The sequence below is a fragment of the Streptomyces megasporus genome (assembly GCF_000718985.1).
Classification (GTDB): Bacteria; Actinomycetota; Actinomycetes; order Streptomycetales; family Streptomycetaceae; genus Streptomyces; species Streptomyces megasporus.
The window spans coordinates 1-22163 of the sequence record NZ_JODL01000039.1; the positions used below are offsets into that span (position 1 = coordinate 1).

20 protein-coding genes and 1 riboswitch are annotated in these 22163 nt (G+C 72.1%); of the genes, 15 read left to right on the forward strand and 5 right to left on the reverse strand.

Annotated features, from left to right (window positions below; genetic code table 11):
- Window positions 1-440 precede the first annotated feature (440 nt).
- The 3 genes from IF47_RS0124570 (at window position 441) to IF47_RS0124580 (ending at window position 3684) form a co-directional block, all read left to right on the forward strand.
- Window positions 441-896 carry an Lrp/AsnC family transcriptional regulator gene (locus IF47_RS0124570; protein WP_031511177.1) on the forward strand — a complete coding sequence of 152 codons (456 nt, stop codon included), beginning with the start codon at window positions 441-443 and terminating at the stop codon, window positions 894-896.
- 185 nt (window positions 897-1081) lie between these two features.
- The gene (locus IF47_RS0124575) at window positions 1082-1894 is read left to right on the forward strand and encodes a carbon-nitrogen hydrolase family protein (protein ID WP_031511178.1); all 813 of its coding nucleotides are present in this window, start codon (window positions 1082-1084) and stop codon (window positions 1892-1894) included.
- 83 nt (window positions 1895-1977) lie between these two features.
- Window positions 1978-3684, forward strand: coding sequence for a flavin monoamine oxidase family protein (locus IF47_RS0124580; RefSeq protein ID WP_031511179.1), 1707 nt, complete (start codon window positions 1978-1980; stop codon window positions 3682-3684).
- 103 nt (window positions 3685-3787) lie between these two features.
- On the opposite strand, the gene IF47_RS0124585 is transcribed toward IF47_RS0124580, so the two are convergent.
- Window positions 3788-4837: a LacI family DNA-binding transcriptional regulator gene (locus IF47_RS0124585; protein WP_031511180.1), complete on the reverse strand. Its 1050-nt coding sequence runs from the start codon at window positions 4835-4837 to the stop codon at window positions 3788-3790.
- A gap of 357 nt (window positions 4838-5194) precedes the next feature.
- Between IF47_RS0124585 and arfA the strand changes: the two genes are divergently transcribed.
- From arfA to IF47_RS0124605, 4 genes are all read left to right on the forward strand, one after another.
- Window positions 5195-6712: an arabinosylfuranosidase ArfA gene (gene arfA / locus IF47_RS0124590; RefSeq protein ID WP_031511182.1), complete on the forward strand. Its 1518-nt coding sequence runs from the start codon at window positions 5195-5197 to the stop codon at window positions 6710-6712.
- A 62-nt stretch (window positions 6713-6774) separates the two neighbouring features.
- The gene (locus IF47_RS0124595; protein WP_031511183.1) at window positions 6775-8130 is read left to right on the forward strand and encodes an ABC transporter substrate-binding protein; all 1356 of its coding nucleotides are present in this window, start codon (window positions 6775-6777) and stop codon (window positions 8128-8130) included.
- 16 nt (window positions 8131-8146) lie between these two features.
- Entirely contained in the window at window positions 8147-9097 is a 951-nt protein-coding gene (locus IF47_RS0124600; RefSeq protein WP_051718197.1) for a carbohydrate ABC transporter permease, read from the forward strand.
- Complete coding sequence (locus IF47_RS0124605) at window positions 9094-10011, forward strand: carbohydrate ABC transporter permease (RefSeq protein WP_078592090.1); 918 nt, start codon at window positions 9094-9096, stop codon at window positions 10009-10011. Before IF47_RS0124600 ends, IF47_RS0124605 begins: the two co-directional genes overlap by 4 nt.
- Before the next feature lie 37 nt (window positions 10012-10048).
- Here IF47_RS0124605 and IF47_RS0124610 read toward each other — a convergent pair whose 3' ends face one another.
- Window positions 10049-10768, reverse strand: a complete 720-nt coding sequence (locus IF47_RS0124610) for a DUF5995 family protein (protein WP_051718198.1) — start codon at window positions 10766-10768, stop codon at window positions 10049-10051.
- A 208-nt stretch (window positions 10769-10976) separates the two neighbouring features.
- Window positions 10977-12404, reverse strand: coding sequence for a uracil-xanthine permease family protein (locus IF47_RS0124615; RefSeq protein WP_031511187.1), 1428 nt, complete (start codon window positions 12402-12404; stop codon window positions 10977-10979).
- A 303-nt stretch (window positions 12405-12707) separates the two neighbouring features.
- Window positions 12708-12838: riboswitch (FMN riboswitch) on the forward strand.
- 207 nt (window positions 12839-13045) lie between these two features.
- On the opposite strand from IF47_RS0124615, the gene ribD reads away from it, so the two are divergent.
- The 8 genes from ribD to IF47_RS0124655 all read left to right on the forward strand — a co-directional run bounded on the left by ribD (window position 13046) and on the right by IF47_RS0124655 (window position 19169).
- Complete coding sequence (gene ribD / locus IF47_RS0124620) at window positions 13046-14164, forward strand: bifunctional diaminohydroxyphosphoribosylaminopyrimidine deaminase/5-amino-6-(5-phosphoribosylamino)uracil reductase RibD (protein ID WP_031511188.1); 1119 nt, start codon at window positions 13046-13048, stop codon at window positions 14162-14164.
- Entirely contained in the window at window positions 14165-14809 is a 645-nt protein-coding gene (locus tag IF47_RS0124625; RefSeq protein WP_031511189.1) for a riboflavin synthase, read from the forward strand.
- Window positions 14806-15534 carry a nicotinamide mononucleotide transporter family protein gene (locus IF47_RS0124630; RefSeq protein ID WP_031511190.1) on the forward strand — a complete coding sequence of 243 codons (729 nt, stop codon included), beginning with the start codon at window positions 14806-14808 and terminating at the stop codon, window positions 15532-15534. Before IF47_RS0124625 ends, IF47_RS0124630 begins: the two co-directional genes overlap by 4 nt.
- Window positions 15531-16859: a bifunctional 3,4-dihydroxy-2-butanone-4-phosphate synthase/GTP cyclohydrolase II gene (locus IF47_RS0124635; protein WP_031511191.1), complete on the forward strand. Its 1329-nt coding sequence runs from the start codon at window positions 15531-15533 to the stop codon at window positions 16857-16859. Before IF47_RS0124630 ends, IF47_RS0124635 begins: the two co-directional genes overlap by 4 nt.
- 85 nt (window positions 16860-16944) lie before the next feature.
- Window positions 16945-17430 carry a 6,7-dimethyl-8-ribityllumazine synthase gene (gene ribH, locus IF47_RS0124640; protein WP_031511192.1) on the forward strand — a complete coding sequence of 162 codons (486 nt, stop codon included), beginning with the start codon at window positions 16945-16947 and terminating at the stop codon, window positions 17428-17430.
- 33 nt (window positions 17431-17463) lie between these two features.
- Window positions 17464-17736 (forward strand): phosphoribosyl-ATP diphosphatase, encoded by a 273-nt coding sequence (locus IF47_RS0124645; protein ID WP_031511193.1) that lies wholly within the window; start codon window positions 17464-17466, stop codon window positions 17734-17736.
- A 76-nt stretch (window positions 17737-17812) separates the two neighbouring features.
- Window positions 17813-18661 carry an ATP phosphoribosyltransferase gene (gene hisG, locus IF47_RS0124650; protein ID WP_031511194.1) on the forward strand — a complete coding sequence of 283 codons (849 nt, stop codon included), beginning with the start codon at window positions 17813-17815 and terminating at the stop codon, window positions 18659-18661.
- Window positions 18662-18713: 52 nt separating this feature from the next.
- Window positions 18714-19169, forward strand: coding sequence for a PH domain-containing protein (locus IF47_RS0124655; protein WP_031511195.1), 456 nt, complete (start codon window positions 18714-18716; stop codon window positions 19167-19169).
- Between the two features lie 40 nt (window positions 19170-19209).
- Here the strand turns inward: IF47_RS0124655 and IF47_RS0124660 are convergent, their stop codons facing one another.
- On the reverse strand, window positions 19210-21129 hold the full coding sequence (locus tag IF47_RS0124660; protein ID WP_031511196.1) for an AAA family ATPase: 1920 nt from the start codon (window positions 21127-21129) through the stop codon (window positions 19210-19212).
- Between the two features lie 458 nt (window positions 21130-21587).
- Window positions 21588-22130, reverse strand: coding sequence for a uridine kinase family protein (locus IF47_RS0124665; protein ID WP_051718200.1), 543 nt, complete (start codon window positions 22128-22130; stop codon window positions 21588-21590).
- Between the last annotated feature and the right edge of the window lie 33 nt (window positions 22131-22163).

A 22163-nucleotide genomic window follows, 5' to 3' on the forward strand; every position in this document is an offset into this window, starting at 1 on the left:
CGTCGTCGAACGACACGCATCCACCCCCGTGGCTCGAACTGTTCGCCATCTGGCGACACAAGCTATAGAGGCGGCGGCGAGGGACGCCAGTCGGAGTTCCCACGACGAGCGGCGTGCCGGTGGCCCACGGGGTGTGGACGGGCGCGGGGTGCCCGATTCACGGCGATACGCTCCGGTGGAGATGCCCGAAAAAGGGAGTCATGGCGCCCTCCGCGGCACGGGCGTCCGAAGTTGTGACCACCGCGTGAAGGTCCGGTGTGCGAGACGCCGGCGACCGCCGTGCCCCCGGAACGTCCGACTCCGCCCACGGACACGGGAGAGCCACGGGGAGCGACGGGGACGCGAACGGGGTGTGTTGTACTTCGGGCGACGGATGTGCCGCTTCCGCCCGGAACGCGGCACCGATGGCACCACCCGCGCAGAGAAGTGGCTCACCCGCAGTGCGACTGAACCAGCTCGACGAACGCATCGTGCGCGCCCTCGCCGAGGACGCCCGCCGCTCCTACGCCGACATCGGGGCCGAGGTGGGGCTCTCCGCCCCGGCCGTCAAACGGCGGGTGGACCGGCTGCGGGAACAGGGCGTCGTCACCGGCTTCACCGTGCGGGTGGACCCGGCGGCGCTCGGCTGGGAGACCGAGGGGTTCATCGAGATGTACTGCCGCAGCAACACCTCGCCCGAGGACATCCGCCGCGGCCTGGAGCGCTACCCGGAGGTGGTGTCCGCCTCGACGGTGACCGGCGACGCGGACGCCATCGTCCAGGTCTTCGCCTCCGACATGCGCCACTTCGAGCGGGTGCTGGAGCGGATCGCGGGCGAGCCGTTCGTGGAGCGCACCAGGTCGGTGCTGGTCCTCTCGCCGCTGGTGCGCCGCCACGGAGCCGGCTCGCCGGCCTGAGAACGACCGGGTGGACGGGCCCGCGCAACGAATCGACGCACCGGGCCGGAAAGACGCAACGAACCGATGCCCGGTGCGCAACGAGTGTGTCTTGTGGGGCCTCGGGGACGACTCGTACCGTCGATATCGTCCCCGGTAGATCCGCCCGTGTGTCCCCGCGCGGGCGAACGAGGTGAAGAGGTTCCATGTCGCCGCTGCGCACCGCGCTCCTCCAGGGTCCCGGCGGTGTTCCCGGCTCCACCGCGGACTCTCTGGCCGCTCTCGACCGCGCCGCCGACCGGGCCGCCGCCACGGGGGCCCGGCTGCTGGTCACCTCCGAGCTGTACCTGACCGGATACGCCCTCGGCGACCGGATGGCGGAGTCGGCCGAGCCCGTCGGCGGGCCCGGCGCGACGGAGGTGGCCCGCATCGCCGCCGAACGCGGGATCGCCGTCGCCTACGGCTACCCCGAGCGCGCGGGGGAGCGGGTGTACAACTCCGTCCAGCTCGTCGGCCCCGACGGCACGCGGCTCGCCAACTACCGCAAGACCCACCTGTACGGCCCCTACGAGAAGGCCCACTTCACCCCGGGCGAGACCCTGGTCGTCCAAGCCGACCTCGACGGTGTCCGCGTCGGGATGCTCGTCTGCTACGACGTGGAGTTCCCCGAGAACGTCCGCGCCCACGCGCTGGCGGGGACCGAGCTGCTGCTGGTGCCGACCGCGTTGATGCGCCCCTACGAGGTCGTCGCGGAAACGATCCTGCCCGCCCGTGCCCTGGAGAGCCGGCTCTACATCGCCTACGCCAACCGGTGCGGCACCGAGGGCGAGGGCGAGAACGCGATCACCTTCACGGGGCTGAGCTGCCTGGCCGCCCCCGACGGAACCGTCCGCGCCCGCGCGGGAGCGGGGGAGGACCTGATCACCGCGGACGTCGACCCGACGCTGCCGAAGGCGTCGCGCGCGGACAACTCGTACCTGCGCGACCGCCGCCCCGAGCTCTACGCGTCCCTCGTCTGAGCGCGTCCGAGCCACCCCGAGCACGAGCACCGCCCCGGGCCACCGCCCGGGGCCGCACGCACCCTCCAGGAGAGAACCACCCCATGACCTCCACCGTGCCCACCGCCGTCCGCGACGAGCAGCGCTCCGAGGCCCGGACCGAGCCGCCCATCACCATGTTCGGCCCGGACTTCCCGTTCGCCTACGACGACTACCTCGCCCACCCGGCCGGACTCGGCCAGGTGCCGGCGACCGAGCACGGCACCGAGGTCGCGATCATCGGCGGCGGGCTGTCGGGCATCGTCGCCGCCTACGAGCTGATGAAGATGGGGCTGAAGCCGGTGGTCTACGAGGCCGACCGGATCGGCGGGCGGCTGCGTACGGTCCGCTTCCCCGGCTGCGACCCCGAACTGACCGCCGAGATGGGCGCGATGCGCTTCCCGCTCTCCTCCACCGCCTTCTGGCACTACGCGAACCTGGTGGGCCTGGAGACGAAGCCGTTCCCCAACCCGCTGGCCCCCGACACCCCCTCCACCGTCGTCGACCTCAAGGGCGAGACCCACTACGCCCGCACCCTTCAGGACCTGCCGGACGTCTACCGCGAGGTGATGGAGGCCTGGAACGCCTGCCTGGAGGAGGGCGCGGACTTCTCCGACATGCAGCGGGCCATCCGCACCCGCGACGTGCGGTGCATCCGCGAGATCTGGTCGCGCCTGGTGGAGAAGCTGGACAACCAGACCTTCTACGGCTTCCTCTGCGACTCCCCGGCGTTCTCCTCCTTCCGCCACCGCGAGATATTCGGCCAGGTCGGCTTCGGCACCGGAGGCTGGGACACCGACTTCCCCAACTCCATCCTGGAGATCCTGCGGGTGGTCTACACCGGCGCCGACGACGACCACCGCGGCATCGTCGGCGGCAGCCGGCAGCTCCCGCTGCGGCTGTGGGAGCGCGAGCCCGCCAAGCTGGTGCACTGGCCCGTCGGGACCTCGCTGAAGTCCCTGCACGGGGGCGAGCCGCGCCCGGCCGTGACCCGGCTGCACCGCACCGCGGGCAACCGCGTCACCGTCACCGACGCGGACGGGGACGTCCGCACCTACCGGGCGGTGATCTTCACCGCCCAGTCCTGGATGCTGCTGTCGAAGGTCGACTGCGACGACGACCTGTTCCCCATCGACCACTGGACGGCGATCGAGCGCACCCACTACATGGAGTCCTCCAAGCTGTTCGTGCCGGTGGACCGGCCGTTCTGGCTGGACAAGGACGAGCGCACGGGCCGGGACGTGATGAGCATGACGCTCACCGACCGGATGACCCGCGGCACCTACCTGCTGGACAACGGCCCGGACCGGCCCGCGGTGATCTGCCTCTCCTACACCTGGTGCGACGACTCCCTGAAGTGGCTGCCGCTGAGTCCGCGCGAGCGGATGGAGGTCATGCTCAAGTCGCTGCGGGAGATCTATCCGAACGTCGACATCCGCAAGCACGTCATCGGCAACCCGGTCACCGTCTCCTGGGAGAACGAGCCCTACTTCATGGGTGCCTTCAAGGCGAACCTGCCGGGCCACTACCGCTACCAGCGGCGGCTGTTCACCCACTTCGTGCAGGACCGGCTGCCCGAGGACAAGCGGGGTCTGTTCCTGGCCGGCGACGACATCTCCTGGACGGCCGGCTGGGCCGAGGGCGCGGTGCAGACGGCGCTCAACGCCGTGTGGGGCGTGATGCGTCACCTCGGCGGCGCCACCGACCCCTCCAACCCCGGACCGGGCGACGTCTACGACGAGATCGCCCCGGTCGAACTCCCCGAGGACTGATCCCGGCGCCGGGCGCCCGCTCGGGCGTCCGGCGCCCACGGCCGGGCCCCGTACCCGGATCCCGTACCCGGATCCCGTACCCGGCCCCCCGGACCACCCGGACTCACGGGCGGACCGTGCTCTCCCGGACGATCAGCCGGTAGTCCGCCTCCACCTCCCGCGCCTCCCGGTGCTCCGGCTCCGACCCGCCGGCCGCTCGACGGCCGGCCCGTTTGACGCTGCCGAGCTGCGCGCTCAGCAGCTCCACGGCCGTCCGGGCGATCTGCCCCTTGTCGGGGGAGACGGTGGTCAGTGTGGGGGTGCTGTACCGGCCGTCCTCGATGTCGTCGAAGCCCGCCAGCGCCAGGTCCTCCGGCACCCGCAGACCGGAGGAGAGGGCGGTGCGCAGTGCACCCAGTGCCAGCAGGTCGTTGAAGCAGAAGACCGCCTGCGGCGGTTCGTCCAGCTCCAGCAGACGGCGCATCAGCGCGGCGCCGTCCGCGCGGTGGTACGAGCCGGTCGGCGGCACCAGCCGCTCGTCGTAGGGCAGCCCGGCGGCCCGGAGCGCCTCCCGGTACCCGGCCAGCCGCAGGTGGGCGGTGTTGGCGCTCGGATTCTCCTGGGCGCCGATGGCGCCGATGCGGGTGTGGCCCAGGGAGATCAGGTGCTCGGTCACCTCACGCGCGGCCCGCTGGTTGTCGATGGCCACGTGGTGGGTGGGCCCGTCCAGGATGCGCTCGCCGAGCAGCACCAGCGGGGTGTTGTCGGTGCGGGCGGCCAGCTCCTCGCGGCCGATGGTCAGGGGGCTGAAGATGAGCCCGTCGATGAGCTGCTCCCGGATGCCCTGCAGCACCTCGCGCTCGCGGTGGGCCAGCCCGTCGGTCTGGTCGATCAACACGGTCCAGCCGCGCTCGGCGGCGGCGTCGATGACGAACCGGGACAGCTCGGCGAAGTACGGGGCGTCCAGCTCGGGCAGGGCCAGGGCGATCACTCCGGTACGGCCGCGGCGCAGGTTGCGGGCGGACAGGTTCGGGCGGTAGTCCAGTTCGGCCAGCGCTCGTTCGACCTTCTCCCGGGTGTGGGGGGTCACATAGGTGTAGCCGTTGACCACGTTGGAGACGGTTTTGACCGACACCCCCGCCCGCGCGGCCACGTCCTTGAGGCTGGCGCCCACGTCAGTTCACCTCCACCGGCACCCGTTGGTGCCCCTCCACGAAGCGGCCGGACCACACTGGCACATCGACGGCGGACGGCGCGGCCCCCGACACCGGGTGCCATGGGCGGCACGTCCCCGGGGCCCGCCGGAACACCCGCGGTCGAGGCTATTTACAACGCTGTTTCAACGATGTAATCGTATCAGCGCACGGCGGCTGCCCGGTGTGCCGAGAGGGGAGACCCTCCGGAGAGAGCGCGTGACCGACGCCGTGGCAGCGGAATCGTGCGCGGTGAACGTGCTCCGCGGACCGGGCCCGCACCCCGCGCGTCCCGCCCGCCGGACACGCCCGTCCCCTCCAGCCCAGGGAGCTGCTCCATGCCCACGGCCCGACTCACCCTCGACCCCGGCTTCCGGATCGGCGCCGTCGACCGCCGACTGTTCGGCTCCTTCGTCGAACACATGGGCCGGTCGGTCTACACCGGAGTCTTTGAACCCGGCCACCCCGCCGCCGACGCCGACGGCTTCCGCACCGACGTGCTCTCCCTCGTCCGCGAACTCGGCGTCACCCTGGTCCGCTACCCGGGAGGCAACTTCGTCTCCAACCACCGCTGGGAGGACGGAGTCGGCCCGCGCGACCAGCGGCCCACCCGGCTGGACCTGGCCTGGCGCAGCGTGGAGAGCAACGCCTTCGGCCTCAACGAGTTCATGGCCTGGGCGACCCGAGCCGGAGTCGAGCCGATGATGGCGATCAACCTCGGCACCCGCGGCGTCCCCGAGGCACTGGCCCTGCTGGAGTACGCCAACCACCCCGGCGGCACCGCCCACTCCGAGCTGCGCCGCTCCCACGGCGTCGCCGACCCGCACGACATCCGCCTGTGGTGCCTGGGCAACGAGCTGGACGGCCCCTGGCAGATGGGCCACAAGACCGCCGCCGAGTACGGGCGGCTGGCCGCCGAGACGGCCCGCGCGATGAAACGCTTCGACCCCTCCCTGGAACTGGTCGCCTGCGGCAGCTCCAACGCCCACATGGAGACCTTCGCCGCCTGGGAGGCGACCGTCCTGGAGCACACCTACGACTTCGTCGACCACATCTCGCTGCACGCGTACTACGACCCCGCCGACAAGGACGCCGACTCCTTCCTGGCCAGCGCCGCCGAGATGGACCGGATGATCGACGCGGTCACGGCCACCGCCGACCACGTCGGCGCCAAGCTGCGCAGCCGCAAGAAGCTCAAGCTCTCCTTCGACGAGTGGAACGTGTGGTACCAGAGCCGCTTCGGCGGCGAGGACTCCCTGACGTGGCAGTCCGCCCCCCGGCTCATCGAGGACGTCTACGACGTGACCGACGCGGTCGTCGTCGGCAGTCTGCTGATCACCCTGCTGCGCCACGCCGACCGGGTCGGCGCCGCCTGCCAGGCCCAACTCGTCAACGTCATCGCCCCCATCATGACCGAACCCGGCGGCCCCGCATGGCGGCAGACGATCTTCCACCCCTTCGCGCGGACGGCCCGCCACGCCCGCGGCACGGTGCTGCGCGTGGAACCGGAGTCGCCGGTGGTGGAGACCGCCCGGTACGGCGAGGTCCCGGCCCTGTGGGCGACGGCCACCCACGACGAGGACAGCGGCGAGATCGCCCTCTTCGCCGTCAACCGCGACCGCACCTCACCCCTCACCCTCACCGCCGACCTGCGGCCCTTCCCCGGCGCCCGGGTGATCGAACACCTGGTCCTGGCCGACGACGACCCGACGGCGGTCAACACCGCCGAGCACCCCGACCGCGTACACCCCCGCCCGGTGGCCGGCACCGGCACCGACGGCGACACCCTCACCGTGGAACTGCCGCCGGTCTCCTGGACCATGATCCGGCTCGCCACGGACCGCACGACCCGCTGAACCCCGCGAACCGCTGAACCCCGCCGCCCCCGACGGACCAACTCCCCCTCCAGGAGCAGAACATGAGCGGTACACCCCCGTACGGCACGACGCTGCGACGCCGGTTCTTCCTCGGCCTCACCGGAGCCCTGGCCGGCACCGGCCTGCTCACCGCCTGCGGCTCGGGCACCAAACTGGGCGCCGACGGCGACGAACCCGGCGACGGGCCCGACTTCTCCGGCGGCGAGTACGACGGCCCCAAGGTCACCCTCCAGTACTGGAACGGCTTCACCGGCGGCGACGGCCCGCACATGCGCGCCATGGTCAAGGCGTTCAACAAGGAGTACGCCGGGAGGATCGAGGTCAGGAACACCACCCGGCAGTGGCAGGACCTCTACCCGGCGCTGCCCACCGCCATCACCGCGGGCAAGGGACCCGACGTGGCCGTCATCCACAACGACTGGGTCGGCACCTTCGCCGCGCGCCGCACCCTCGTCCCCCTGGACGACGTGGTCTCCGCCCTGAAGCTGACGGAGGCGGACTTCATCCCCGCCGTGTGGCGGGCCGGGACCTACCAGGGCAGGCGCTACAGCGTGCCGCTCGACGTGCACTGCCTGGCCGACTACGCCAACACCCGGCACCTGGCCCGCGCCGGCCTGGAGACCGCCCCACAGGACCGCTCCGGCTACGAGGACGCGCTCGCCGAACTGCGGGACGCCGGCATCGAGCACCCCTTCTGGATGCCCAACAAGTGGCCCGCACACCTGATGTTCATGTCCCTGCTGTGGCAGTTCGGCGGCGAACTGTACAGCGAGGACGGCACCAGGGCGCTGTGGGGCTCGGACGCGGGCGTCGAGGCGCTGAACTGGATGCGACGGCAGATCACCCAGGGGTACAGCCCCGCCCGGGTCGCCCAGGACGCCCAGTACAACGCCTTCAAGAACAACGAGGTCAGCTTCACCTGGGACGGCATCTGGCAGATCAACGACCTCAAGGGCAACGCCGAGAACCTGCGCTGGCGGATGTCGCCGATCCCCGTCATCGGCGACGGCGCCGCCGTGTGGAGCGCCTCGCACAACTTCGTGCTGACCGCGCAGGCGGCCAAGGACGAGAACAAGATGCGGGCCGCCAAGTTCTTCATCGACCACATGAGCAAGCAGTCCACCGAGTGGGCCAAGGCCGGCATGATCCCCGCCCGCAACTCCGTGCGCGAACAGGCCGAGGTCGCCGAGCTGCCGCAGACCGCCCTGGCGAAGGACGTGGAGGTCTTCCGCTTCCTGCCCGCCCTGCCCGGCGTCGGCGACGTCCAGTCCAAGGCGCTGGAACTGGCCGTCCAGAAGGCGGTGCTGGGCCGGTCCTCGCCCGCCGAGGCCCTGGCCGAGGGCGTGCGGACGGCCGACAAGCTGTTGGCGGAGAACAAGCAGAAGTACGCGAAGTGAGGCGTCCGACGTGGCAATGCGGCTGACCGCACGGCCGACCGCCGAGGGAGCGGGCGGGACCTCCGCCCGGGTCGCCACCCGCTCCTACCGGTGGTGGACGCCGTACGTCTTCATGGCGCCCTACCTGGCGCTGTTCGTCACGTTCGTCCTGGCCCCGATCGGCTACGGCCTGTGGATCAGCCTCCACGAGTGGGACATCAACCTCCCGGCCAAGCCCTTCGTCGGACTCGACAACTACCGCGAGCTGCTGGACACCGGAAGCGTGGACGGGCCGCGCTTCTGGGCGGCGATGCGGGCGACCGGGATCTTCACCGCGCTGTCCCTGCCGTTCCTGCTCGTCGTGTCGCTGTTCGTCGCGCTGCTGATGAACGGCCGCTTCCGCGGGCGCAACCTGTACCGAGCGGTGTACTTCGCCCCGTACGTGCTCGGGGTGGCCGTCGTCGGACTGCTGTGGCGCTTCCTGCTCGACGGCAACATCGGCATGGTCAACCACTACCTGGGCGTGCTCGGCCTGCCCGACGACATCCAGTGGACGACCGACACCCCCGCCGCCTGGTGGGGCCTGGTGGGCGTCACCGTCTGGTGGACGCTCGGCTTCAACGCCGTCATCTACCTCGCCGGGCTCCAGGACATCCCGGCGGAGCTGTACGAGGCCGCCCGGGTCGACGGCGCCGGCGCCTGGCACCGGTTCGCACACGTCACCCTGCCCGGCCTGCGGCCGGTGTTCCTCTTCGTGGTCAACGCCACGCTGCTGGCCTCGGCCAACATGTTCGGCCAGTCCTATCTGATCACGGCCGGCGCCCCGGCGGACGAGACCAAGACCGCGATCTTCCTGATCGCCGAGACCGGTCTGCGCCGCTTCGAGATGGGCACCGCCTCGGCGATGAGCTTCGTGCTCGCCCTGGCCCTGATGGCCACCAGCGCGGTGGTCTTCCGCGTTTTCCGCGACCGGCAGGAGGACCGATGACCACCGATACCACCGACTCCACCGGCACCACCCCCGTCCTTCGCTCCGGGGCGTCCACCGCGAATCCTCCCGCCGCCGGGGCGATCGCCCGGCGGAGACTGCGCCGTTCCCTGCTCCACCTGGTGCTGGCCGTCGTCGCGGCGCTCTACCTCAGCCCGCTGCTGTACATGCTGGTCACCTCCCTCAAGACCCGCGGCGAGGCCGGGGCCACCGAACCGCGGTGGATCCCCGACCCGGTCACCCTCGACGCGTACCGGCACGTACTGGGCTCCACCGACAGCCCCGTCATGCAGTGGTTCCTCAACAGCCTGCTGGCGGCGAGCGCCCACGCGCTGCTGGTGCTGGCCACCGCGGCCCCGGCGGCGTACGCGCTGGCCCGGATGGACTTCCGCGGCCGGGGCGTGGTCTTCACGGCGGTCGTGGCCACCCTCTTCGTGCCCCCGGTGATCCTGCTGGTCCCCAACTTCCTGATCGTCAACGAGCTGAGCTGGGTGGACTCCCTGCCCGCGGTCGTCGTCCCGGCGGCGGCCAGTGCCTTCGGCGTCTTCTTCCTGCGGCAGTTCTTCGTCACACTGCCCGCCGAACTGGAGGAGGCCGCCGAGATCGACGGCTGCAACCGGTGGCAGATCTTCGTCCGGGTGGTCCTCCCGCTCTCCCGCCCGGCCCTGGCCACACTCGGCCTGCTGGCCTTCCTGGCCAACTGGAACGACTTCCTGTGGCCGCTGTACGTGCTGCTCAGCCCCGAGTCGCTGACCCTGCCCGCGGGCCTGGCCAACTTCCAGGGCGCCAACAACATCCGCTACGACTTGCTGATGGCCGGAGCCGTCATCGCCGGCGTCCCCGTGCTGCTGCTCTACCTCGTGGCGCAACGCTGGGTGATCGAGGGGGTGTCCCGCTCGGGTCTGAAGGGCTGAGGGCCGGAGGGAGAGCCGGGGGAGGGGACCGGGAACCTCACACCGTGCGGGAGCCGGAACGACGCCCCAGCGGCGTGAGGAGACAGCGGCCGACCAGCCCCACCCCCTCGTCCAGCCGACGGACGAACTCCTCGGCCAGCTCCGGCAGTCGTCGCACGCTCCACAGCAGGAGCGCCGCCGACCAGGCCGCCTCCCGGGCCCGCTCCATGCTCCAACTGGCGACCAGGTGGGTGAGCGGATCGGCGACGTCCAACGGGTCGGGACCGGGCATCAGCTCCTCGCGCACCCCCTCCTCCAACCCGACCAGGACGTCCCCGATCCGGTCGAACGCGTCCTGGAGGTCGGCCGGTTCGCAACCGTGGAGCCGGGCGGTGTCCACCACCGCCAACGCCAGGTCGTGCCCGATGTGCGCGTTGATCCCCGCCAGCGCGAACTGCACCGGACACACCCCCGGATGGTGCCGCGCCAGGAACAACGGGCGCCAACAGGCGGGGACGCGCGCCCCGGCGGCGTCGAGGTCGACGGCGGCCAGATAGCGGTGGGCGAAGACCGCCGCCAGGCCCGCCGCGGTCCGCGGACGGGGGAGGAGCCCGTCGGCCAGGTTCCGGCGGAGCGTCAAGGTCACGGTCAGGTACACCCCGTTGAAGACGGCCACCCCGTCGTGGAGCGGCAGCGCCTCCTGCAGGGCCCGCATCCGCGCGACCACCTCGTCCACGGCGGCCGGTCCGACGGCGGGCCCGTCCTGCGTCGTCGTCATGGACTCAGCGTGACAGGGGAGCACGGAGAGTGGTGGGCCGTGGGGAAAGTCCCCCGGATCGGGCGACGTCCGAAAGGGGGGCGCGGCCGGAGGCGGCGGCGAAGCACCGGCGCGCACCCGGCGGTTGACGACCTCGCCGACCCGACACGGCCCCTGACACGACCCCCGGCGCCGGGCGCCGGGGGCGTCGATGCGGGACGGCCTCCCGTCACCGCTTGCCGGCGTCGCCGTCCGTGTCGTTCCCGGCGTCGTTTCCGGTGTCGTTCCCGACGTCGTAGGAGGAGGTGCCCTCGTCCAGCAGCGGCTCCTGCTCGCGCATGTGCGCCGGGGCCAGCGCCCGCAGCACGTGGTAGCCGCTGAGGACGACGATGGTGCCCAGCGCGATGCCGTTCAACTCGAAGGTGTCGGTGATCTCCAGGGTGACCCCGCCGACGCCGATGATGACGCCCGCCGCCACCGGCACCAGGTTCAGCGGATTGCGCAGGTCGACGTTGCCCGCGAGCCAGATCTGGGCGCCCAGGAGGCCGATCATGCCGTAGAGGATCACGGTGATCCCGCCCAGCACGCCACCGGGGATCGCGGCGATCACCGCGCCGAACTTCGGGCACAGCCCGAACAGCACCGCGAAACAGGCGGCGGCCCAGTAGGCGGCGGTGGAGTAGACGCGGGTCGCGGCCATCACGCCGATGTTCTCGGAGTACGTGGTGGTGGCCGGGCCGCCGACCGCGGTGGACAGCACCGTGGCCGCGCCGTCGGCGCCGATCGCGGTGCCCAGCTTGTCGTCCAGCGGGTCGCCGGTCATCTCGCCGACGGCCTTCACATGGCCCGCGTTCTCGGCGATCAGGGCTATCACCACCGGCAGGGCCACCAGGATCGCCGACCACCGGAACTCCGGGGCATGCAGCGAGGGCAGTCCGATCCAGTCCGCCTCGGCCACCGCGGAGAGGTCCAACCGCCAGTGGTCGACGGCCTCCGCACCGCCCGCCGGAGAGTGGATCATCCCGAAGAGGCGGTCGAAGAGCCAGGAGACGGCGTAGCCGAAGACCAGCCCCAGGAAGATCGAGATCCGGGACCAGAAGCCGCGCAGGGCCACCACGGCGAGTCCGGTGAAGAGCATGGTCAGCAGCGCGGTCCACTGGTCCTGCGGCCAGTACGTCGAGGCCGTCACCGGGGCCAGGTTGAAGCCGATCAGCATCACGACCGCGCCGGTGACCACCGGCGGCATCACGGCGTGGATGACCCGGGCGCCGAACCTCTGCACCACCAACCCGGCCGCCAGCAGCACCGCGCCGACGACCAGCAGCGCCCCGGTGATCGTCGCGCTGTCGCCCCCGGACGCCCGGATCGCCGCGGCGACCCCCACGAAGGAGAGGCTGGAGCCCAGGTAGCTCGGCACCCTGCCACGGGTCAGCAGGAGGAAGAGCATGGTGGCGACACCGGACATCATGATGGCGAGGTTGGGGTCCAACCCCATCAACACCGGTGCCACGAAGGTGGCTCCGAACATCGCCACCACGTGCTGTGCGCCCAACCCCGCCGTCCGCGGCCACGACAGTCGTTCATCGGGCCGTACGACGGCTCCGGGCGCGGGCGTCCGCCCGTCGCCGTGCAAGGTCCAGCGCAGGCCGAGGCCCATGAGGGTGCTCCGTTTCGTGTGGTGATGCGCTCAGGTGTGCGAGCGGAATTGACCGGTCCACATGCTAAGGGCGATCTTCGGAGGTTGTCAGTCGACGGAACGCGACGGAAATCCCCGCCGTTTCCCCGTCGTCCTCCCCGCCGTTTTCCCCGGTGCCGCCCTCGCCGGGCTCCGGCGGTGACCTTTGGAAAGTGGCTCCGGGACACGGCTCCCGAGCGGGGAAAGGGCCGCTGTGAGTCAGTCCACAGCGAACCGAGAGCGGTACTCCGGCCCGGCATGGCACACTGGTGCTGTACCAACGTCAAGCGCACTCCGGGGTCGGTGAAACTCCGAACCGGCGGTTACAGTCCGCGACCCGACCGCATCCTGCGGCCGGTTGACCAGGTGAAATTCCTGGACCGACGGTCAAAGTCCGGATGGGAGGCAGTGCGCGGCGAGCCGTGAACCGGCCGGTACGCCGCCGTCGGCGCGCGCCCACGCGTTCCTCGCGAACCCGTGGAGTCCCCGACGTTCGGCGTCGCCGCCCGGTGTGCGGGATCGCCCCGGTCGTTCTTCCGCGACCACCCCGGAGTCCGTGCCCGAGGAGGCAGGAGGACCCGGTGGCCGCAGCCGCAGAGCACACCGCACGTGAGCGCGACGCCATGCGTCGCGCCATCGCCCTCGCCGCCCGCGGTCTCGGCTCCACCAGCCCCAACCCCGTCGTCGGCTGCGTCGTCCTCGACGCCCTGGGCCGTGTGGCGGGCGAGGGTTGGCACCGGCGCGCCGGCGGCCCCCACGCCGAGGTCGACGCCCTCGCCGCGGCCGGCGACGCCGCCCGCGGCGGCACCGCGCTCGTCACCCTGGAACCCTGCGACCACACCGGCCGCACCGGTCCGTGCAGCCGGGCCCTGATCGACGCCGGCGTCGCCCGCGTCGTCTACGCCGTCGCCGACCCCGACCCCGCCGCCCACGGCGGCGCGGCCACCCTCGCCGCCGCCGGGATCGACGTCGAGGGCGGGCTGCTCGCCGCCGAGGCCGCCGAGGTCAACGAGGCCTGGCTGACCTCGGTGCGGCTCGGCCGCCCGCACGTGCGTTGGAAGTACGCCGCCACCCTCGACGGCCGGACGGCCGCCGCCGACGGCACCAGCCGCTGGATCACCTCCGCCGAGGCCCGCGCGGACGTCCACCGGTTGCGCGCGGAGGCCGACGCCGTCCTCGTCGGCTCCGGAACCGCCCGCGCCGACGACCCCCACCTCGCCGTCCGCGACATACCCGACGCCGTCCAGCCGCTGCGCGTCGTCGCCGACACCGAGGCCACGGCCGTCAAACCCGGCGCCCGGATCCTGGACGACGCCGCCCCCACCCTGATCGCCGTCGCCGCCGACCTGCCCGACGGAGCCACCGCCCACCTGGACGGACACGCCGAGGTGCTGCGGGTGCCGCGCGCCGCCTCGGGACGCGGCCTGGACATCGCCGCCCTGCTCGTCGCCCTGCACGAACGCGGCGTGCGATCCGTGTTGTTGGAGGGCGGCTCGACCCTGGCCGGGGCGTTCGTCGCCGCCCGCGCCGTGGACCGCGTCACCGCCTACCTCGCCCCCGCGCTGCTGGGGGCCGGACCCGCGGCCCTGGCCGACGCCGGAATCACCACCATCACCGACGCGTTGCGTCTCGACGTGACCGGAATCGAGCGGATCGGACCCGATTTGCGCATCGACGCCGTCCCCGCGCCCGCACCCGTCGCATCCGCCGCTCCCGCCGTCCCCGAAACCGAGGAGTTCTGAGTGTTCACCGGAATCGTCGAAGAACTGGGCGAGGTCGTCGCCGTGGAGAAGTCGGCGGACGGGACCTCCTCCCGCCTCCGACTGCGCGGACCGAAGGTGACCGAGGACGCCGGGCACGGTGACTCGATCGCCGTCAACGGCGTCTGCCTGACCGTCGTGGACACCGCGGACGGCGAGTTCACCGCCGACGTCATGGCCGAGACCCTGAACCGCTCCGGCCTCGGCGTCCTCGCCCCCGGCGACCGCGTCAACCTGGAGCGCCCCATGGCGCTCGGCGGCCGGCTCGGCGGCCACCTCGTCCAGGGCCACGTGGACGGCACCGGCACCATCACCGAACGCGTCCCCGGCGAGAACTGGGAGATCGTCAGGATCGCCGTCCCGCCCCACCTGACGCGGTACGTCGTCGAGAAGGGCTCCATCACCGTGGACGGTGTCAGCCTGACGGTGGTGGAGGCGGGCGACGAACACCTCACCGTCAGCCTCATCCCCACCACCCTGGACCTCACCACCCTGGGCGTGAAGAAGGTCGGCGACCCGGTCAACCTGGAGGTCGACGTCCTGGCCAAGTACGTCGAGCGGCTGCTCGGACACCGCGCCGCCCCCGCCGCCACCACGCCCGCCGAGATCGCCGAGGCCGTCCGATGAGCGTCCTGGACTGGATCGACGGCACCCTCAACGGCATCGCCTTCGAGGCGTTCGGGCAGCCCGTGAAGTGGTCCGACATGGTCGGCAACACCATGGGCCTGGTCGCCCTCGCCCTCGGCTGGGTGCGGTCCCTGTGGACCTGGCCCGCCCAACTCCTCTCCGGCCTCATCCTGGTGGCCGCCTACGCCTCCGCCCAGCTCGGCGGCGGCGTCGGCAAGCAACTGCTGGTCATCGGCGTCGCCGTGTGGGGCTGGCACCAGTGGCGTCGGCACAGCGGCGCGTCCCCGGCGAACACCGACGGCACCAGGAGCCACGGCGCCGGGAACGACGGCACCGGGAACGCCGACGGCAAGATCCCCGTGCGGTTCGCCACCTGGCGCGAACGCGGCCTGCTGATCGGCGGCACGACCGTCGGAACGCTCGCCGTCGGCGGCCTGTTCACCCTCTTCCCCCAACTGTCCTGGAACCCCTGGCCCGACGCCTACATCTTCGTCGGCACCCTGGCCGCGATGGTCGCCCAGGCCCGCGGACTGGTGGAGTTCTGGTTCGCCTGGCTGCTGGTGGACCTCGTGGGCGTCCCGCTGGCCTTCGGCAGCGGCCTCGCCTTCTCCGGCCTGGTCTACGTCATCTACTTCGTCCTCGTCCTGTGGGGCCTGCGCGACTGGTGGCTGCGCTCCCGCGACGGGAAGGCGACCGAGCCCGTCCTGGAAGGAGCCTCGGCATGACCGTGCCGTACACCTGGCAGCCGCACCACACCCTCGTCCCCGGTGAGGGTGACGAGGAGGGCCTGGCCCTGGACCCCGTCGAGCGGGCCGTCGCCGACATCGCCGCGGGCCGCCCCGTGGTCGTCGTCGACGACGAGGACCGCGAGAACGAGGGCGACCTGATCGTCGCGGCCGAGCTGATCACCCCCGAGATCGTCGCCTTCATGATGAGCGAGTGCCGGGGCCTGATCTGCGTGCCCATGGAGGCGGTCGAACTCGACCGGCTGGACCTGCCGCAGATGGTCCGGCGCAACACCGAGTCGATGGGCACCGCCTTCACCGTCTCCGTGGACGCCGCGGCCGAGCACGGCGTCACCACCGGCATCTCCGCGGCCGACCGGGCCACCACCATCCGACTGCTCGCCGACCCCGCCTCCGTCCCCGACGACTTCGTACGGCCCGGCCACGTCTTCCCGCTGCGCGCCCGCCCCGGAGGCGTGCTGGAGCGCGCCGGACACACCGAGGCCGGGGTGGACCTGGCCCGGCTCGCGGGTCTGCGCCCCGCCGCCGCCATCGTCGAGATCGCGGGCGAGGACGGCACCATGCTGCGCCTGCCGGAACTGGTGCCCTTCGCACGCAAGCACGGCCTGTCGATCGTCTCCATCGAGGACCTGATCGCCTACCGCCGCTCCGCCTCCCCGGCCACCCGCCCGGAGCCCACCGTCCGCCGCGAGGCCGTCACCTCCCTGCCCACCGCCCACGGGGACTTCCGCGCCCACGGCTACCGCTCCACCATCGACGGCGTGGAGCACGTCGCCCTCGTCGCCGGAGACGTCGACGGCGCCGAGGACGTCCTGGTCCGGGTGCACTCCGAGTGCCTGACCGGTGACGTCTTCGGCTCCCTGCGCTGCGACTGCGGCCCCCAACTGCGGGACTCCCTGCGCCGCGTGGCCGAGGAGGGCCGCGGCGTGGTGATCTACCTCCGCGGCCACGAGGGACGCGGCATCGGCCTGATGTCCAAGCTGCGCGCCTACCAACTCCAGGAGAGGGGCCGCGACACCCTCGACGCCAACCTGGAGCTGGGCCTGCCCGCCGACGCCCGCGACTACGCCGCCGCCGCCCGGATGCTCACCGACCTCGGTGTGCGCTCCCTGCGGCTGATGACCAACAACCCCGACAAGACCGCCGCCCTGGCCCGATACGGGATACACGTCACCGGCCGAGTGCCGATGCCCGTCGAGGCGGGCGAGCACAACCTGCGCTACCTGCGCACCAAGCGGGACCGGATGGGCCACGACCTGCCCTGGCTGGACGGCGAGCCCGTCTCCGTCTGCGGCAGCCAGTGACCCCCACCGACCCACCCCGTCGACCCACCACCGAAGACACCCCGACCGGCGACCACCGACCGGCACACACCGCACGAGGAGCAACGTGAGCGGCAAGGGCGCACCCGAACTGACCGTCAAGAACTGCGGCGACCTCCGAGTGGCCGTGATCGCCGCGCAGTGGCACCGGCAGGTGATGGACGGCCTGCTCGACGGCGCCCTGCGCGCCCTGGGCGAGCTGGGCATCGACGAGCCCACCGTGCTGCGCGTCCCCGGCAGCTTCGAACTGCCCGTCGTCGCCAAGGTCCTCGCCGGCCGCGGCTACGACGCGATCGTCGCGCTCGGCGTCGTCGTCCGCGGCGGCACCCCGCACTTCGACTACGTCTGCCAGGGCGTCACCCAGGGCCTCGTCCAGGTCGGCGTCGACACCGGCGTGCCCGTTGGCTTCGGCGTGCTGACCTGCGACACCGAGGAACAGGCACTGGACCGGGCCGGCCTGGAGGGCTCCACCGAGGACAAGGGCCACGAGGCCGCGACCGCCGCCGTGGCCACGGCCGCCACCCTGCGCACGGTCTCCGAGCCCTGGCGCTGAGAGGGGCGGCGCACCCCGTAGGGTAGGAACACCATGGCGAACAAGACATTCGAGGAGCTGTTCACCGAGCTCCGGCAGAAGGCCGCCACCGGCGACCCCGCCACCTCCCGCACCGCCGAGCTGGTGGCCTCCGGCGTCCACACCATCGGCAAGAAGGTCGTGGAGGAGGCCGCCGAGGTGTGGATGGCCGCGGAGTACGAGGGACCGGACCGGACGGCCGAGGAGATCTCCCAGTTGCTGTACCACCTTCAGGTGATGATGGTGGCGCGGGGAATCAGCCTCGAGGACGTATACGCTCATCTCTGAACGCCCCGGCGCACCGCCGCCACCGCCCGCACCGACCCCGAACACCACGCGACGACCGACGAAGGAAGACCACCCCATGCTGCGCATCGCCGTCCCCAACAAGGGTTCACTGTCCGAGCCTGCGGTGGCGATGCTCCATGAGGCGGGCTACCGACAGCGCAAGGACCGCCGCGAACTGGTCCTGGTCGACAACGACAACGAGGTCGAGTTCTTCTTCCTGCGCCCCCGTGACATCGCCGTCTACGTGGGCTCGGGCAAGCTGGACATCGGCATCACCGGTCGCGACCTGCTGCTGGACTCCGGCGCCGCCGCCGAGGAGATCCTGCGGCTCGGCTTCGCCGCCTCCACCTTCCGCTACGCCACCCGGCCCGGCACGGCACGCGACGTGAACGAGTTCGGCGGCATGACCATCGCCACCTCCTTCCCCGGCCTGGTCGCCAAGCACCTGGCCGACAACGGGATCGACGCCTCCGTCGTCCGCCTCGACGGCGCCGTCGAGACCGCCATCCAGCTCGGCGTCGCCGAGATCATCGCCGACGTCGTCGAGACCGGCACCACCCTGCGCAACGCCGGACTGGAGGTCGTCGGCGACCCCATCCTGGAGTCCGAGGCCGTCGTCATCCGACGCACCGGCGCCCCCGACGACGACCCCAAGGTGCGGCAGTTCCTCCGCCGCATGCAGGGCGTCCTGGTGGCCCGGCGCTACGTGATGATGGACTACGACATCCGCGCCGAGAAGGTCGAGCAGGCCGTGGCGCTCACCCCCGGCCTGCAGTCGCCCACCATCTCGCCGCTGCACCACGAGGGCTGGGTCGCGGTGCGCTCCATGGTCCCCGCCCGGGACGCCCAGCGGATCATGGACGACCTGTACGACCTGGGCGCCCGCGCCATCCTCACCACCGGGATCCACGCCTGCCGGCTGTGAGCCGCGATCCGGCGACGGCACCCCCGACCTCCCCAGCGAAGGAACCACACCCGTGTCCGCCTCCGAACCCGGCCTCGACCTGCCGGTGACCTTCCGCCCCACCCGGACCAGGATCGTCCTGTTGACGGTCGGCGTCGCGATCCTCCTCACCCTCACCGTGATCGGGATGCTGCTGGAGAACGTCGGAGTGGGGGAGCGGCTGGCGTTCGTCCTCACCGGCGTGCTGTTCCTCGGCGTCCTCGCCCTCCTCAGCCGCCCGAAGGTGGTCGCGGACACCGGCGGGGTCACGGTCGTCAACCTCACCACCAAGCGTCACCTGGAATGGGCGGAGATCATCACGGTGAACCTCCGCCCCGGCGACCCGTGGGTCCTCCTCGACCTCTCCGACGGCACCAGCCTGGCCGCCATGGGCATCCAGCCCGGCATCGCCAAGGAACAGGCCGTCGAGGACGCGCGGGCGCTGCGCGCCCTGGTCGACCGGTACGGCACGGGGGCGACGGCCGACTGAGGACGGCCGGCCCCGCCGCGCCCCGCGACGGAGGGGGAGGTCAGGCCGGGGCCGGCGGCTCCGGCCGCGGCCCCTCCGGACCGCGACCGGAGAGCACCTCCCCGTAGGCCTGCATCAGGTCCGGCAGCCGCAGCGTCGCCAACTCCTCCCGCGAGGGCGTGCCCGGATAACCGGACAGCCGCAGATCGCGGTAGGCGCAGGACTTCTCGTACAGCGTGCGCAGGAACCGCCCGTTGCCCAGCTCGTCGATCCAGCCCTGGTCCACCACGTGGCCGCTGATGCTGCGCAGTTCCTCCAGGGCCTCCTCGTCCCACACGTCACCGTTCTCGGCCGCCAGCACCTCGCCGATCGCGGTCAGCTCCAGAGGCCGGTAGCTGGGGAAGTCCACCCGGGTGGTGAAGCGGGAACCCAGACCGGGGTTGGCGGCCAGCAGCCGGTCCATGCCCTCCGGATAGCCGGCGAGGATCACCACCAGCCGGTCCCGGTTGTCCTCGGCGCGCTTGAGCAGCACCTGCAACGCCTCGTCCCCGTACGCGTCGCCCTTGGCGTAGCCGTTGTTGGACAGGCTGTACGCCTCGTCCACGAACAGCACCCCGCCCAGCGCGGAGTCGATCAGCTCGTTGGCCTTCACCGCCGTCTGGCCCAGGAACTCGCCCACCAGATCGGCCCGTTGGGCCTCCACCAAGTGGTCGCCGCCCAGCAGGCCGAGCGCGTAGAACACCCGCCCCAGGATGCGCGCCACCGTCGTCTTGCCCGTCCCCGAGGGGCCGGAGAAGATGAAGTGCCGCTTGGGCGGCTGGACGGGCAGCCCCTGCTCGGCCCTCAGCCGGGCCATGTTCAACTGCGCCGACAGCGCCCGCACCTGCCGCTTGACCGGCTCCAGGCCGACCATCCGCTCCAGCTCGTCCATCGCCCGGGCCAGCAGCTCCGGATCGGCCGGCCCGGCGGGGAACCGACCGGCCCCCTGGCGCCCCAAGGAACCCGACCGGTGCCGCGGACCGTCGGTCTCCACCGGGACGGGCCCGGCCGGCGAGCCTCCCCCGACGCCGGAGAACAGGCCCTCGGTGGCCGGATCGGCACCGTCGACGCCGTCGAGGCCGAGCCCCCCGACGCCGGACGCCGAGGCCGGGCGGTCCTCGGTGCCCGTCACCGTCACGGCAGCGGCCGGCCCCGGCACGTCGTCCAGCCCGTCGCCCTCGGCTATGGCGGTGAGCCGGGCGGAGGTGTCCATGAACGCCGGGTCCACCCGGTGCACCGCCCGGTACAGTGGCAGCGCCGCCGCGCTGCGCCCGGTGCCCTCCCGGGCGCGGGCCAGCCAGTAGCGCAACTCCTTGCGCTGCGGCTGCTCGCTGCGGCACCGCATCAGCGCGGCGGCCAACAACGGCTCGGCCTGGCCGTACATCTCCAGTCGCACCCGCGCCATGCCCGCGAACAGACTCGCCTCCACACCCAGCAGCGGATCGTCCACCAGCGGGTCGGTGTACCGGACCAACAGCTCCCAGTCCTTGGCCAGGTAGGCGCGGCAGGCGTGGAGGAACCGCACCTGCGGATCGGTCTCCACCGGCGGACACTCGGCCAGGGCCCGGTCCAGCTCGGCGACGTGGCGACCGTCCAACCAGTGCGAGGCGTGCGCCAACAGCAGGTCGCGCTCGGTCTCCAGGACGGGCTGCACCCACCAGCCCAACCAGTACCAGGAGTTCAAGGGCCGCCCGTGCCGGGACCGCTGCTCGCCGAAGCGGTCGCGGTGCTCGTACATCCGCAGCAGGGCGGTGGTGGTGTCGACGCGCAGGGCGTGGAGCCCCAGCCAGGCGTCCGCCATGCCCGGATCGAGCCGTACGGCGGCGCGGAACTCCTCCTCGGCGTGGACGTAACCGCCCACGGTGTACGCGTCCACACCGCGCAGCCAGGCGAGGTCGGCGGGGGCGTGCGTGCCAGGGGTGTCCTGCGTGCCGTAGTCCATCACGTCCCCCACGAGACATCCCCCGAGTGGTGTGCGTCGGGTGTTCGCCCGACAGCGGCGGTGTTCAACGGCCCTGCTTCGTACGGGAGTTGCCGCATACGCCGAGGCAATTGCCCTGCGGTCCGCGGCATTTGGCATGGTACCCGCGCCAAGAGCCCGGTCGTAGACGGCATATGGGCAGGCCAGGAGGGAGAAGGGGGTGACGACCGCGGAGCCGGGGGGAACGGACGATCACGCTCCGTGAAAGGAGACCGGGGGTGCGCGGGCAGAACGAAGCCCCCGATCACGGGGGAACAACCGGGGGCTTCGTGTGGCGAGCGGCCCTTCCGGGACGCTCAGGGAGAACGTAGAACCTGCACAGGGGGCCGGTCAAGCCGGAGGGACCGGAACCCGCCACTCGATTCGACGGAGGCGCGCAAAGCTGACCGAACATCACGGAGCGTGTTCGAAAGGGACGTTCACATCCCCTCGCGAGGACCGGGAAACACCAGGTATCCGTCGGGACACTGCCGCACCAACCAGTCCGCGTACGGACGGGAGGGGTCGACGGCGAAGTGCCGCCGTTCCGCGCGCTCCCAACCGTCCCAGAAGTCCGCGAGTCCGGGACCGTCCCGCCGTCGACCGCGCGCCCAGGACTCCTCGGGCGGCAGGTCCATCCAGAGCAGACCCGCCAGGTGGGGGCGCAGGGCGCGGCGGCCGGCGCCCACCCCCTCCACCAGCACCACGGGCGCGGGCGGCAGCACGCGCTCCTCCCCGAAGACCCGACGCACCCAGTCGTAGACCCCGTGCCGGGCCGGCTCCCCGCGCGAGAACGGGGCGATCACCTGCCCCAGGACACGATCGGTCCACTCGAAGAGGGCGTCGTGACTGGCGACGTCGTCCACATGGAGCACCGGCGCCCCGCCCAGCGCCCGCGCCAACCGGTCGGCCAGCGTGCTCTTGCCGGACCCCGCGTGCCCGTCCACCGCCACCAGCCGCACCGGACCGCACGACGGCGGCAGGGCGCGCGACCACCGGACGAGCCCGCCGAGACC